Annotated in this window: 10 protein-coding genes; 5 read left to right on the top strand and 5 right to left on the bottom strand. The window is 46.4% G+C overall.

All coding sequences use genetic code 11. The annotated features are described in order from the left end of the window. Positions 1-99 precede the first annotated feature (99 nt). From C4H11_RS11835 to C4H11_RS11815, 5 genes are all read left to right on the top strand, one after another. Positions 100-3,102: a SusC/RagA family TonB-linked outer membrane protein gene (locus C4H11_RS11835; protein WP_106042298.1), complete on the top strand. Its 3,003-nt coding sequence runs from the start codon at positions 100-102 to the stop codon at positions 3,100-3,102. Between the two features lie 16 nt (positions 3,103-3,118). Continuing rightward, entirely contained in the window at positions 3,119-4,828 is a 1,710-nt protein-coding gene (locus C4H11_RS11830) for a RagB/SusD family nutrient uptake outer membrane protein (RefSeq protein WP_106042296.1), read from the top strand. A gap of 160 nt (positions 4,829-4,988) precedes the next feature. Beyond that, a complete protein-coding gene (locus C4H11_RS11825; protein WP_106042293.1) occupies positions 4,989-7,346 on the top strand; it encodes a family 20 glycosylhydrolase in 2,358 nt (785 codons plus the stop codon). A 315-nt stretch (positions 7,347-7,661) separates the two neighbouring features. Continuing rightward, positions 7,662-8,786, top strand: coding sequence for a lactonase family protein (locus C4H11_RS11820; RefSeq protein ID WP_106042291.1), 1,125 nt, complete (start codon positions 7,662-7,664; stop codon positions 8,784-8,786). 74 nt (positions 8,787-8,860) lie between these two features. Next, positions 8,861-9,910: a DUF4831 family protein gene (locus C4H11_RS11815; RefSeq protein WP_106042289.1), complete on the top strand. Its 1,050-nt coding sequence runs from the start codon at positions 8,861-8,863 to the stop codon at positions 9,908-9,910. A 162-nt stretch (positions 9,911-10,072) separates the two neighbouring features. Here C4H11_RS11815 and C4H11_RS11810 read toward each other — a convergent pair whose 3' ends face one another. The 5 genes from C4H11_RS11810 to C4H11_RS11790 all read right to left on the bottom strand — a co-directional run bounded on the left by C4H11_RS11810 (position 10,073) and on the right by C4H11_RS11790 (position 14,898). Then, complete coding sequence (locus tag C4H11_RS11810) at positions 10,073-11,737, bottom strand: MFS transporter (RefSeq protein WP_106042287.1); 1,665 nt, start codon at positions 11,735-11,737, stop codon at positions 10,073-10,075. Between the two features lie 197 nt (positions 11,738-11,934). After that, on the bottom strand, positions 11,935-12,294 hold the full coding sequence (gene secG / locus C4H11_RS11805) for a preprotein translocase subunit SecG (protein WP_106042285.1): 360 nt from the start codon (positions 12,292-12,294) through the stop codon (positions 11,935-11,937). A gap of 4 nt (positions 12,295-12,298) precedes the next feature. Beyond that, complete coding sequence (locus C4H11_RS11800) at positions 12,299-13,132, bottom strand: tetratricopeptide repeat protein (RefSeq protein WP_106043390.1); 834 nt, start codon at positions 13,130-13,132, stop codon at positions 12,299-12,301. Between the two features lie 4 nt (positions 13,133-13,136). Then, positions 13,137-13,661, bottom strand: coding sequence for an LptE family protein (locus C4H11_RS11795; protein WP_106042282.1), 525 nt, complete (start codon positions 13,659-13,661; stop codon positions 13,137-13,139). After that, positions 13,648-14,898, bottom strand: coding sequence for a sigma-54 interaction domain-containing protein (locus C4H11_RS11790; protein ID WP_106042280.1), 1,251 nt, complete (start codon positions 14,896-14,898; stop codon positions 13,648-13,650). The genes C4H11_RS11795 and C4H11_RS11790 overlap by 14 nt, the downstream gene beginning before the upstream one ends. Position 14,899: the final 1 nt, after the last annotated feature.

The following is a 14,899-nucleotide window of genomic DNA, read 5'->3' as shown; positions in this document are numbered from 1 at the left end:
CCGCATAACCGGAAGTAATGCAGAACCGACAGATGTTTTTATGTTTCGACAGACAAAATATCAACATCATATCATTTGTTTAACTTTAATTTTCTCATTATGAAAAAAGAAGAAAGAAGAAGATTGCTTCGGACAATTCCGTTTGCCATGGGAGTGCTGATGCTCGGAGGAAACGCGTTTGCCGCTCCGTCCTCTGTCCCGACAGAGTATTCCATCATGCAACAAGCCACACAAGTCACCGGTGTGGTGACAGATACAAGCGGTGAGCCGCTAATCGGTGTGAATGTGGTACAGAAAAGCAGTACCGGCAATGGTACTATCACTGACGTGGACGGCAAATTTACACTCAATGTACCGGCAAATGCCACTTTGGTTTTCTCTTATATCGGTTATAAAACGCTGGAAGTAGCAGTAAACGGGCAACGAATAGTAAACGCCAAACTTCAGGAAGACAGCGAAACATTGGACGAAGTAGTGGTTATCGGTTACGGTGTAGTGCGTAAAGCCGACTTGGCCGGTTCGGTAGCCGTAATGGACAACAAAGCGTTCAAAGATCAGCCCATCACGCAAGTGAGTGACGCTCTTCAAGGACGCGTGGCCGGTGTAAACGTGGTGAGCGACGGTATTCCCGGTGGCTCGGCCAAGATACGCGTACGCGGATCTAATTCCATCAATAAGAGTAACGACCCCCTCTATGTGGTAGACGGCATGGTAAGAGAATCCGGTCTCGAAGGAATAAATCCTGAAGACATTCAGAGCATGCAGATATTAAAAGACGCATCCTCTACCGCCATCTACGGCTCGCGTGGCGCCAACGGTGTAGTTATCATCACTACCAAAAGTGGCGTAAAGGGTGAGAGCGTCATCACTTTCGATGCTTCTGTAGGTATTTCCAATGCGACAAACCTTCCCGACTTGATGGACACCAAAAGCTATGCGCAGGCCTTAGTCAAATATGCCGGTATCAGCGAAAGCGACCTGACCGACTACTTAAGCGGGAAAAATCCCGGTATCAACTGGAAAGACGAAATTTTCCGCACAGGCATCACCCATAACTACAAACTCGTGCTCTCAAAAGGCTCGGAGAGCGTGCAGAGCTACTTCTCTGCCAACTACATGAATCAGGATGGCACTATTGATAAAAGTAACTACGAGCGCTATTCAGCCAAGGCAAATTTCAAGGCTTCCATGGCCAAATGGCTCGACATCACAGTAGACATCAATGCTTCTCATGCCATTGGGAAAGGTATAGGTGAATTAGCCATGGGAGGCTACAATCCTCTGTGGATTGCTTTCAACTCATCTCCTACAATGAATATGTTCAACGAAAACGGAAACTATGCATGGGATCCTTATGGCACCATTCAGGAGAATGCACGTGGTATCATTGCCGGAAACAAAAGCGAACGTCGTCGTGATGTATTCAGCGGCCATGTGGATTTCCGTTTCAACTTGCTCAAGGGGCTGACTTTCACCACCAGTAACGGCGTGGACTACTACAACAGTACCAACTATGGTTTTTCACCGCTCATCACAACCGGCAAAAGCAATAGTATGAGTAACAACAACAGTCAGCGCATGTTGCTCCAATCATCAAACAACCTTACTTGGATACACGATTGGAACGATAAACATTTCCTCACCGTAACAGGTGTATGGGAAGCTACCAAAAGCAATACACGTGCCATGGGTATCAGTGGCAGTAATCTACAAGCAGAAGGTGTAGGCTGGTGGGACGTGCGAAATGCAAAAACCCGTGATGCTTCCAATTCTTATTCGGACTGGGCATTACTCTCGGGTGTGGGCCGTGTCATCTACAACTATGACAACCGCTATATGCTGACCGGTACATTCCGTGCCGATGGTTCCAGCCGTTTCACGAACCACAAATGGGGATATTTCCCTTCATTAGCAGTGGCATGGACAGTATCAAATGAAGCTTTCATGGAGAAATACCGCAACACAGTGAGCAATCTGAAACTACGTGCCAGCTATGGTATCATCGGTAATCAGGACATCAATCCCTATTCCACATTGGCACTGCTGAGTAGCACTTCTACCTACTTCGGTACATCCAATGCGGTGACCGGCTATTGGTCTAACTCTTTAGCTACTCCCGACATCAAATGGGAAAAGACCAAGCAATTCGACTTCGGTATCGATTTAGGTCTGTTTAATAACCGTATCGACTTAAGCTTTGACTTCTTCAGTAAAAAGACATCCGATGCACTGCTATACACCAACTTAGCAGGTTACCTGGGTGGAACAAGCTATCTGATTAACGCCGGAGAGGTTTCCAACAAAGGATTTGATGTTTCAATCACTGCCAATATCGTTCAAAATAAGAACTGGAGTTGGTCTACCACCCTCAACGGTACCTATCTTAAAAACAAGGTTGAAAAACTGACGGCTCAACAGCCCATTATCTATGGAGCCTCTTTCCAGTCCATCGTAACCGAAAGTAGCATCATCAAAGAGGGTGAAGCCATCGGTACACTCTACGGCTACCGTTGGGCAGGTATCGACAAAGAAGGATATGACACATATTACACTGCCGATGGAAGCGTTACTCGCACCCCATCTGCAAACGACCGAACCGTACTTGGTAAAGCCACACCCGACTTCACTTTGGGATGGAACAATTCTGTTCGCTACAAGAATTGGTCACTGAATGCTTTCTTCAACTCCTCATTCGGAGTACAACGTTTGAATGCGCTGCGTTTTGCCATGAACTCCATGATTGGTAATTCACGCATGTTCACCGATGCCGGTTACATCGAACAGATTGGCAAAACCATGCCCGATCCGTCTGTATCCAATAACCAGTATCTGGGTAACTCTACCAAATGGGTTGAAAATGCCGACTACTTCCGCTGCGAAAATGTGACACTATCTTACGACTTGTCCAAAAACATCACAAAGTTTGCCGACTTACGTCTCAGTTTCAGCGTGCAGAACCTCTTCACCTTATCAGGCTATAAGGGTTCAAATCCGGCAGGTTTCTCTTTCTCAAGTGGCGAGGGCGACCGTTCCAACGGCATCGACACCGGTACATACCCCACTCCGAGAACATTTACATTTGGTGTACGTATGAACTTCTAAATTACAACAGAACATTATGAAAAAAAGAATATTATCAGGATGCATTCTTGCAGCATCCATACTGGTGACAACTTCTTGCAGCGACTTCCTGACCGAGAACCCACAAGGGAAGCTCACCCCCGAGAATTTCTTCTCCAACCAAGCCGAACTGGACATGAGCGTCTACGCTTTGTATGCCAAGGTACAAGCGTTTCAATGTAACTCCAATCCGATGATCGTACAGTGTCAGGGCGACGATGTGACGTCTACTACGGGTTCTAACAAAGCAGCCTATCTCTCGGCAGACGCATTCGAAGACCCCTCTGATGTAAAAGGATTAAGAGATTGTTGGAATCGCCTATATACCATTATTCAGGCTGCCAATCTTATTGTGGACAATGCAAGCAGCGCCAAAACGAGCCAAGAGGAAATAAACATCGCATTGGGTCAAGCCCATTATTGGCGTGCTTTCTCTTATTTTAGCTTAGTACGTGTATTCGGAGCACTTCCCATCAACCTGCACAACACACCAGACAACAATACCACCCCCCTCACCACTGTGGAGAATGTGTACGCACTGATATTAGAGGACCTCGCCACAGCCGAAAAATGCAATCTGCCCGCAAAATATACGGTTGCCAACCGTTCCATCAACGGACAGAACATCTATGTTTCAGCCCAGACGGTGAAAGCCACGCAGGCGGCTGTATATATGGCTATGGCCGGCTATCCGCTAAACAAGAACGAACTTTATGCTACCGCAGCAACCAAAGCTAAAGAAGTAATAGATGGCGTGAACAGTGGAAAATATCCGCATGGATTACTCTCAAACTATGCCGATATATACTCTTACGGAAATAATCAGCATTTCGAAACACTGCTCGGTATCGACTATAACAGCATTCCCGGTGGTTGGAGCGAAGGAGACTCACAACTCTCTTCCTGTCATCAGTCAGGCAAGCTATGGAGTGGCTGGGGAGATTTTCTAGCCGAGCGTCGCTATTGGAAAAATTATCCCGACGGCCCTCGTAAAGACGCCACATACTCTAAGCAGATTCTGTTGAATAACAATGTGCCGGTAGACTGGTGGGCTACCACCGACGGTGAAGCATACAATGGAAAGAATGTCGCTGCTCCCGATTTCCGTCCGATGTTCGTAGCTTTCTCGGTGAACAAAGATGCCTCCGGCGCACCTGTCGCAGCTCCGTTTGACTACACCAAGCCGGTCTGGGGTGGCATGTGTCTCAACAAACGTCATCATTTGATTCGTTATTCCGAGGTACTTCTTTGGTATGCCGAGTCTGCCGCACGCTCAGGAGGTGATTTGGCCGCAGCCAAAGCCGCTTTGAAACAAGTACGTCAACGCGCATACAGCAACCAAGCAGCAGTTGCCGCAGTAGATGCAATGGATGCAAAACAACTGGCCGAAGCCGCATACCAAGAGCATGGTTATGAAGTGGCAGGCTATGTGCTGGGAATGGTTACCCGACGTGCCGATGAGTTCCGCATGAACCGACTGCAAGAGAACCACGCTTACCGTTCGGGAGCACAGAGTGACGTCCTTGTACCGGCCGGCACACTAACCAATAGCGTGGATGCAGATGGTAAACCGTTCACTTATAAGCTGAAAGCCGATGTGGTTGTAAAAGAGGAAATGGCTGTAAGCGCCCCTTGGAGAAATGAGGCTTCCATCTATCACAACTATCCACCCACGGAAGTGGAGAAGAACCCCAACCTGAAGCGTTGACATATATTTTGAGAAAGAAGAAAAGAAGAAGAACTACTGAAATTCCTTGATCAATAGTTATTAACTCAACACCTTCCGGCCGGATAAGGAATCCCCTGAATTCCCCTGTCCGGCCTTTCTTTTCTCACAACATTTTACCAACAACTAAAACACTCCTATCATGAATTTAAGAAAGAATATAATATCATTGTGCACCGTAGGTCTATTCATACTCGCTATCTCGTGCGAGAGTAATCCGGGCACTTTAAAAACTTACAACAAAGGCATTAATATCATTCCAATGCCACAATCTCTAACAGAGCAGAAAGGCCTCTTCACTCTGACCGACCGAACTTCTCTGGGTACCCTCACTCCCGAAAGCCAGGCAGTAGCCCACTATTTTGCCAATAAAATGAAGCAATCAACCGGATACGAAATTACCGTGGAGGATAAAGGCAGAATCATGTTGAAAATCAATGCAGATACCACAATGGGAAACGAAGGCTATCGCTTGGACGTTACCCCTGATTCTGTGGTAGTGGCCGCACACACTCCACAAGGTTTGTTCTACGGCATGCAAAGTTTCATGCAACTACTTCCTGCGGAGATAGAAAGCAAGGAAAAAGTAAAGGACATAGCTTGGACGGCTCCCTCCGTAACTATCACCGATGCACCGCGTTTCGGTTATCGAGGCATACACGTAGACCCCTGCCGACACTTTATGACGGTAGCAGAGATGAAAAAGCTGATAGACGTATCTGCCATGTTCAAAATCAACCGCCTCCATTGGCACCTTACAGAAGATCAAGCTTGGCGCATTGAAATCAAAAAATACCCCAAACTGACGGAAATAGGTGGAAAACGTATGGAAGGAGAAGGCACGGAATACGGTCCTTTCTTTTATACACAAGACGAAGTAAGAGACATCGTACAATATGCCGAGGAACGTTTCATCACCATCATCCCCGAGCTGGAGATTCCCGGACATGAGTTGGCCGCCATTGCAGCCTATCCGGAATTATCTTGCAAAGGAGAGCCTATCACCCCACGCGTCATTTGGGGAGTAGAAGACATCGTGATGTGTCCGGGCAAGGAGAGTGTATTCACCTTTTTGGAGGACGTGATTGACGAAATGGTCACACTGTTTCCGAGTGACTACTTCCACATCGGTGGTGATGAATGTCCCAAAAGTAGTTGGAAAACATGTCCGCTGTGCCAAAAACGTATCAAGGAAGAGGGTCTGAAAGCAAACGCCAATCACACTGCCGAAGAGTTGTTGCAGACCTACGTAGTGACACGCATAGAGAAATATCTTGCCCGATATGGAAAAAGAATCATAGGATGGGATGAGATATTGGAGGGAACTCCCGCCCCCAGTGCCACCATCATGTCATGGAGAGGCGAGAAAGGGGGAATAGAAGCTGCTCTGAAAGGACACGATGCCATCATGTCTCCCGGCTCCAACGGATTGTATCTCGACTTTTATCAAGGAGACCCCAAAATTGAACCTATAGCCATAGGCGGATATTCCTCCCTGGAAAAAGTATACAACTACAATCCTGTGCCGGATACGCTGACAACTATTGGTAAAGGCCATCACATCATTGGTACGCAAGCAAACGTATGGAGCGAATACCTGTACACCAACGACCTGCGGGAATATCAGACTTTCCCCAGATGCATAGCTTTGAGTGAAACAGCATGGACACAACAAGCATGCAAGGACTACAAAGACTTTGAACGCAGACTGAACAATGCCCTCGTTCGTTTGGACGCACACGACATCAACTATCACATTCCCCTGCCCGAACAGCCCGGCGGCTCGTGTGACTACGTGGCTTTCACGGACGAAAGTACAACATTAGAATTCACCAACACTCGCTCATATGACATGGTTTATACCACAGATGGTACCGAACCAACAGCCCGATCAGCCCGTTATGAAAGCCCCATCAGCTTCAGTACAAACGGAACACTGAAAATCGCCACTTTATTGCCTTCGGGCAAGTTGAGTAGAGTGCGTACTATCCTCATTGAGAAACAGACACCGATGCCTGCCATTAGAGCCGAAAATCTAAAACAAGGATTGACTGTAGAAATGACTTACGGTTACTATCTCAATGTAAATGAACTGAATGTTGCCGCTAAAACTCCCGATGTTATAAAAGAAATAAAGCAACTCAACGAATTGACTTCCCAGGAGAAGTATGATGAGTCGATGCGCAGCGTCAAGCAATATGCAGCCGTGACCACCGGTTTTCTGGAAATTCCTGTCGATGGGGTCTATTTCCTTTCGTCCGACTTAGAAGAAGTCCGGTTAGACGATAAGCTGTTAATAAACAATAGCGGTGAAGTTAAACGTCATTCTCGTAAAGACACCTCTATTGCTTTAGCCAAGGGGCTTCATAAACTGAAGGCTGTATTTCTGGGACATATTATTGGCGGATGGCCTTCCAACTGGAACGATGGAAGCATAAAGCTTCGCCGAAGCGATGAGACGGAATTCAAACCGATAACAGGAAATATGTTGTGGCACTAAAAGACATCCGAAAGAGCCTTACTGCAAAAGTGTTTTTATAAGTGTGTCACTTTTAAAAACACTTTACTATAACTTAGGCATGGTCGTCACGTATCAATGCGGCATTCATTAAGAGAATTCGTGCAATGAGCGTAGTCCATGCCTAAGTTATAGTAAGGCGTTGGGCCATACGTCGGAAATAAAATTCAATTCCCCGCCTACTCTTACACACCAAGCATTTGCATTTATCATTTTAAATACCTAATATTGTACACCTCTATCGGTTCTCACACAGTCCGATGGAGGAATTTCTCGTCATTATTTAACAGCTACTCAATGAAAACATTTCTTTTCTGTATGCTCGGATTAAGCATCACCGCTTGCACACCAAAGAAGGCAAGCAACAACAATCAGGATGAACTCGCCATGCTGGTGGGAACTTATACCAATGGCACAAGCAAAGGCATCTACACCTTTCGCTTCAATCAAGAAACAGGCAGAGCCACTCTGCTCGATTCAGTAGAATTGGATAATCCCTCCTACCTTACTCCATCTGAAGATGGGAAACTGGTCTATGCCGTAAGCGAAATGAACGACAACACAGCCGCCCTCAACACCTTGTCTTTCGATAAAGAAACGGGAAGTATGCACCTGCTAAGCACAGAACTCACGCTGGGAGGCGATCCCTGCTATGTGGCTACAAATGGAAGCAAGGTGCTGACGGCCAACTATAGTGGTGGAAACATGTCTGTATTCTCCTTACTTAAAGATGGAAGGCCGGCACCTGTAGATACACTCTTTGAAGGTGCGGCTACTGGTTCCGACCCCATACGCCAAGGCACTCCGCACATCCACTGTGCAGTCTTCTCACCAGACGGAAAATATGTCTTTGCCACCGACTTCAGTGCCGATCGCATTCTTCGCTTTGTCCTGCACCCCAATGCCGCCACTCCTCACCCTTCAATGAAAGCAACAGACATTGAATCCGGCTCCGGGCCGCGCCACCTGACTTTCAGTCCCAACGGGAAATATGCCTATCTCATCACCGAGTTGTCAGGTAAGGTCATTGCCTTCAGCTATGACGACGGTCGTCTTAATCAGATACAAACCATCACTGCCGATACAATGGCCGCCCGCGGAAGCGCAGACATACACCTCAGTCCGGACGGCAAGTATCTCTATGCCAGCAACCGCCTGAAGGGAGACGGCATTGCCATATTCTCCGTTAATCCCCAAAATGGAAACTTAGCCAAAGTCGGGTATCAGCAAACAGGCATCCACCCACGTAACTTCAACATCACTCCTAATGGAAAATTTCTGCTCGTTGCCTGCCGTGACAGCAATATCATCCAGGTGTTTCAACGTGACGAACATTCCGGGTTGCTGAGCAATACTCATCAGGATATCATATTGGATAAGCCCGTGTGTATACAATTCATCCATTCGGTTAATAATCCCTAAACCATGCTCAGACAACGATATCTTGATTAACTTTGTTCCTTAACAAAGGGTTATCTAAACGAACGTATGTATTTATGAAGAAAAATGTATTGATATTTTCTGCTCTGCTATCGGCTGCTACCTCCGTGGCTCAAACAGAAGTTACGACCGGTGTAATGCGTGGCAAAGATTACGGGGTGACCTATCTGTTGCCCAAAACGGAAATAGAAATTGTATTACAAACCACCAAACACAGCTATACTCCCGGAGAGTTTTGCAAATATGCAGACCGCTACCTGCGTCTAAACAACGTATCCGCCGAACAGGAAACATATTGGACATTGGACAAGGTAGAAAGCCGTGTAATCGGTCTTCCGGACAAGGATAATGTCTATTTTGTAAAGATGAAAGACAAGACCGTGGCTCCCCTCATGGAACTCACAGAAGAGGGCATTGTCCGCTCCATCAATATACCTTTCAGCGGCCGACAAAACACTAAGACACCTGAAGTAACGACACCTGAAGTCAGAATTGACCCACGTAGTTTCCTGACGGAAGAAATTCTGATGTCAAATTCCAGCGCCAAAATGGCCGAATTGGTTGCCAAAGAAATTTACAGCATACGCGAGAGCAAAAATGCCCTGCTACGTGGTGAAGCAGACAACATGCCCAAGGACGGTGCCCAACTCAAGCTCATGCTTGATAACCTGAACCAGCAGGAACGTGCCATGACAGAGATGTTCTCTGGCAAAGTGAAAGAAGAGTCCAAAACAATTGTCATCCGCCTGACACCCGAGGAAATGCAAAACGTAGTTGCTTTCCGCTTTTCCAAGAAATTAGGAGTAGTAGCCGACACAGATTTAGCCGGCGAGCCGTATTATCTCACCATTACCAACCTCAAGACTCCGGATATCTCCGCAACCGAGGATAGCAAAAAGAAAGTGGATGGCATAGCCTACAATCTTCCGGGCAAAGCACAACTAACCCTCATATACAACAACCAGAAACTGCTGGACGAATCACTCTCTGTCACCCAATTCGGCACAGTAGAATATCTTGCACCGGTATTATTCAATAAAAAATCAACGATTAAAGTACTGTTCGACACAGCAACAGGAAGACTGATAAAAGTAGATAGGGAATAAGTCAATTCAAGACTTAATAAGAAGCCACGCATCCATCCCTCTTTAAGCCGAGTGGGAAGGTGAGCACGTCACACTCACCTTCCCACTCGGTCATTATATGTTCTCAGCGTACTGCATCAACAGACAACTCTTTCCTTGATGCGCTTTTATATTCACTTGCTCTTATTCTTTAATATTAGGTTCTTCCAATCCGAGGCCTTTCTTTCTATCCACCACTTTCAGAACAAAACCCAGAACCAAGGCAGCAACACCCAGACATGCCAACATCACCAATGGAGCCGTATAATCATACGACACAGCTGCTTCTTCAGGCGTAATGATACCATTCCTCAAATCTTCCACCAACTGCGGATTGGTTTTGTCAAGCACCTTGCCTATCAGCAATGGGAAAAGCCACAAGCCTATATTCTGAATCCAGAAAATCAGGGCATACGCACTTCCTATAATCTTAGCGTCAACCAGTTTGGGCACACTGGGCCATAAAGAAGCCGGTACCAACGAGAAACTGGCTCCGAGTACAAGAATCGTGAGATAAGCTATGAATATACCACCCACTGCACTATCTTTGAACAACGGAAGCACAAACGCAAAGGTCAAATGGCATAAAATCAGCAATACAGATCCTATCACGAGCATAGAAGCAGCCTTACCTTTATGATCTACGTAATTACCCAATATCGGCGTGATACCGACGGCCAGCAAAGGAAATACCGCAAACACCGTTTCAGCACTCTGACGCATATAACCCATGTAGCAGAATAGCACCAATGCCACACCTGCCACCACCAACAGGCCATACTTCATGCCGGTTTTCTTTGAGAAGTTGCTTGCAAAAGCCGCCGCTGCCACCACCAGCATGATGCCATACTGAATAATCGTCACAGTATTGGTAGCCCAGAAAGAGTCAGGAGAAACTTCTGTAAACACCAAGTTACATTGCAACATGTTCACTGCATATTTCTGGAAAGGGAAAATGGCAGAATAATAGAGTACACACAAAAGAGCCACTACCCAGAAACCTCCGCTGGAAAGAATCGTACCAAGATCGCTGATCTTAAAGGGGTCGTCTTTTTCTTCCGCCTCGCCGGTCTGCTCGTCAAGTTTTTTATCCATAAAGAAATAGACAATGAACATGATGAGTGCAATAAACAGCAAGACAACGCCAAATGCCACCGAGCGCGATACATCTATCACCCCGCCCAATTTGGCAAACATGGGAGAGAATATCATACAAGTGGCCACTCCCAAACGGGCAAGTGCCATCTCCGAGCCCATGGCAAGTGCCATCTCGCGTCCCTTAAACCATTTTACGATGCCTCGTGAAACCGTGATTCCGGCCATTTCCACGCCGCAACCGAAAATCATGAAACCTACCGCGGCAAACTTAGCCGATGCAGGCATACCTCTATAAAAGGGTGAGATTCCTAACTCGTCAAAAACGGGGATGTAGTTCAAGTGATTATTGAACCAGGCTTCCAACCCGCTTCCCTGAAAAGTATCGGTCACCGCATACCAGTTGATAGTAGCACCGATCAGCATCACTACACCCGAAAGCAACGCGGTGAAACGTACCCCCATTTTATCGAGGATGATACCCGCAAAAATAAGAAAAAAGACAAATACATTGAGAAACGTTTCAGAGCCTTGCATCGTGCCGAATGCCGTAGAGTCCCATCCACGAGTAGATTGCATCAAATCCTTGATAGGTGATAGAATGTCCATAAAGATGTATGAACAAAACATGGCAAAAGCCAAAAACAGTAATACCATCCAGCGCATTCCTGCCGAATCGCGCAATGTCTGATGAATTTTGTCTGTAGTAGTCATTTTTCTTGTATTGCTATAAAGTTAATAATTAAAAGCTGAATCCTGATCGCCTCTCTTTATAAAAGAGGGCGCGAATCACACGGCATTCACGAACTTATTTTTCTATCCGTGCTGTCCTGTGCAATCCGCGCTCCGCAAAAAGAGAGTGTACCGTTCGGACACACCCTCTTATGTAAAGAATGGTAAAATCCCTATTATCAGTTAGCCGCAGAATCAGTTTCAGCAGCAGGAGCTTCGGCTTGAGGAGCTGCCGTACCCACGGGCATATTATAAGGATTTGTCTTTTCTTCCTGCTGTGCCTGTTCCATGATAACATCGCCACCCTTACCGGAAGAAGAAGGTATCGTGTATGCAGATACAATACTGAAAACCACCATTGCGCCTGCCAATGTCCAAGTTGCCTTTTCCAGGAAGTCGGTAGTTTTGCGCACACCCATAATCTGATTGGATGATGAGAAGCCTGACGCCAGACCACCTCCTTTAGAATTTTGAATCAACACAATGAAGCACATCAAAACAGATGCTATCAGCATAAAGATAATTAATAATAAGTACATTTTGTTATTGCGATTTAGCGTTAATAATCAATTTCTCCAAAAATCTGATTTGGTCTGCAAAGTAAGCATTTTTTTTTGGATAATTCAAACTTAATTTTTTAATAATTTCGAGTGCTTTGTCATATCTCTTCTGTTTGATATAGATTTTAGCCAAGGTTTCTGTAAAACAGCTGTCATCCGGTTCATCCGATACAAGAGTTGCCTCACTCTTTTCCTCCTCATCCGCTTTATCAGAAAAATCCCCACTTCCGTCGGAAGGCACTCTCACATCACCCGTTGTCTCTTCACCGCTCCGGGAAAAGGGTTGGGTCTCAGACAAAAGCATACTTTCCGACTCACTTTTACGAATAAACCCGTCTATCAGATCATGCCCGCGCAAGAGAGGCACCTCTGTCTCCTTTTCCGAATGTTTTTCGGAGGGTGCGTCTTCTTTCATCAAGTAAGCAGTATAATCCAGGGTATAATCCAACTCGGTATTCTGAGAGTGTTCTTCGGGAATAGTGGCTAGAAAGGCATCAATCAAAGAAAGAGTACGGTCCACACTCGGTTCTCTCTCCAACTCCTCAGAGAAGGCAGAAGACGCCTTACCGGGTTTCAAAGAGAAACGTTCACCCTCTATGAGATAGAACAACACACGCCGGTCTGCCACATACAATACAGACTTGCGCAGTTCTACCCCAAAGCTTATGTCGTGCAGCAGATAAAGATTTTTCAGATACAGTAAACGGAGCGACTGGAAATAAGGATAGCGGGCCACCAATGTGCGAAGTTCGTACAAAGTATCCCTGTTCAATGTATCCGGATGCTCAATCCACTTCTGTAAATGAGTAAAAGTCACCATTCTACCAGTTAGCTACAGTCGCATTGAAGATTTGTTCCACAATATCCTTCGTCATCACAGCTATCAACTGGTCCTGCACCTCTGTGAGCAATCGCGAAGAATCGTATGTTTGAAAAGCCGAGAACTTCTGTTCAAAGTCTTCTTCATGATTCGTATTATTGACATAACGCACATTGACTGTCAGCGTCACCTTCACCTTCGAAGAGTAACCGCTGGCATCCACCGCTTCGTTATATTGGTTATAGCCTACTATTTCACCGTCTATATCAAGATCTCCGCCGGAATTGACAAGTTTCAGGCGAGTCTGCTGTATGAACATGTCTTTCATCCTTTGGTTGAACTCCGTAGCCAAAGGCGCATACACATATTCCGCCCGATTCTGAAAGTCGGCAATGGAAATCGTTTTTACCTTTGTATAGTCAATCGAGCTGATGGGCGCAAGGCCGAACTTCATTTGACATGAATTTACCAGAAACAACAGGCTTGTCAACCATACGGCAGACGCCATTCTCTTAATCCAATCCATACTCTTTTATCTTTCTGTATAATGTCCGCTCGGAAATATTCAAATCCAAAGCCGCACTTTTACGCTTCCCATGGCGTCTTTCAAGCGCCTTGCGTATCATTTCCTTCTCCACTTCATCCAACGAAAGCGTCTCTTCCACATACTCTTCCGTGTCCAGAATGTCGTCATCTACAGAAGATACGGGTTTCACCGAAGGATGTATTATGGTGGGCACAACAGATGTTGCCGGGGGCATCACAGCCGGAGTCCCCGATGTATAGTAAGCAGGAGCAGCTACGGGAGAATTAGGCATCGTCCCGCGCTCGCTCATGATCTCATGCACCAGCTTCTTCAGTTCGGTCACATCCTGACGCATATCAAACAGCACCTGATAAAGTATTTCCCTCTCACTGCCGAAACTCTTGTTCTCTTTCACCCCGAACAAGGCAGGCAGACGTTGCACATTGTTTTGTTCGGGCAGATAACCTTTCAAGATAGACGCATCGATTTCACGATTGGTTTCAATGATCGAGATCTGCTCGGTGATGTTCTTTAACTGCCGCACATTTCCCGGCCACGGATATGCCAACAACATCTGTTTGCCGTCTTCCGTCAACTGAATGGGCGGCATACGATATTTCTCCGCAAAATCCGAAGCAAACTTGCGGAATAGCAGTACCACATCTTCACCACGCTCGCGCAACGGCGGAACTTGAACGGGAACCGTATTCAAACGATAATATAAATCCTCGCGGAAACGCCCATCGGCAATGGCTTGCGCCAGATTCACATTGGTGGCGGCGACTATCCGCACATCCGTTTTCTCCACTTTAGAAGATCCTACCTTAATGAACTCTCCGCTCTCGAGCACGCGCAACAATCGAGCCTGAGTAGGCAAAGGCAGTTCACCTACTTCGTCAAGGAATATCGTTCCGCCATTGGCTTCTCCGAAATACCCCTTCCTCTCGCCAATGGCACCGGTAAAAGCCCCCTTCTCATGTCCGAACAGCTCGGAGTCAATCGTCCCTTCCGGAATGGCGCCACAGTTCACGGCAATATATTGTCCATGTTTGCGCCGGCTGTATTGATGGATAATCTGCGGAAAGCTTTCCTTTCCCACCCCACTCTCTCCGGTAATCAATACAGACAAGTCGGTAGGCGCCACTTGAATGGCAATGTCAATGGCGCGCATCAGCACTTCGTTGTTGCCAATGATGCCAAAACGCAATTTCACTTGTTGTATCTCTGCTTTCGTCATG

Source organism: Bacteroides zoogleoformans (assembly GCF_002998435.1).
Lineage (GTDB): Bacteria > Bacteroidota > Bacteroidia > Bacteroidales > Bacteroidaceae > Bacteroides > Bacteroides zoogleoformans.
This window is presented reverse-complemented; position numbering and strand designations above follow the sequence as displayed.

Bases quoted from the DNA above. Each gene is read 5' to 3' on its own strand.
- C4H11_RS11835 (WP_106042298.1), top strand. From the start codon at position 100: ATGAAAAAAGAAGAAAGAAGAAGATTGCTTCGGACAATTCCGTTTGCC.
- C4H11_RS11830 (WP_106042296.1), top strand. From the start codon at position 3,119: ATGAAAAAAAGAATATTATCAGGATGCATTCTTGCAGCATCCATACTG.
- C4H11_RS11825 (WP_106042293.1), top strand. From the start codon at position 4,989: ATGAATTTAAGAAAGAATATAATATCATTGTGCACCGTAGGTCTATTC.
- C4H11_RS11820 (WP_106042291.1), top strand. From the start codon at position 7,662: ATGAAAACATTTCTTTTCTGTATGCTCGGATTAAGCATCACCGCTTGC.
- C4H11_RS11815 (WP_106042289.1), top strand. From the start codon at position 8,861: ATGAAGAAAAATGTATTGATATTTTCTGCTCTGCTATCGGCTGCTACC.
- C4H11_RS11810 (WP_106042287.1), bottom strand. From the start codon at position 11,737: ATGACTACTACAGACAAAATTCATCAGACATTGCGCGATTCGGCAGGA.
- secG (WP_106042285.1), bottom strand. From the start codon at position 12,294: ATGTACTTATTATTAATTATCTTTATGCTGATAGCATCTGTTTTGATG.
- C4H11_RS11795 (WP_106042282.1), bottom strand. From the start codon at position 13,661: ATGGATTGGATTAAGAGAATGGCGTCTGCCGTATGGTTGACAAGCCTG.
- C4H11_RS11790 (WP_106042280.1), bottom strand. From the start codon at position 14,898: ATGACGAAAGCAGAGATACAACAAGTGAAATTGCGTTTTGGCATCATT.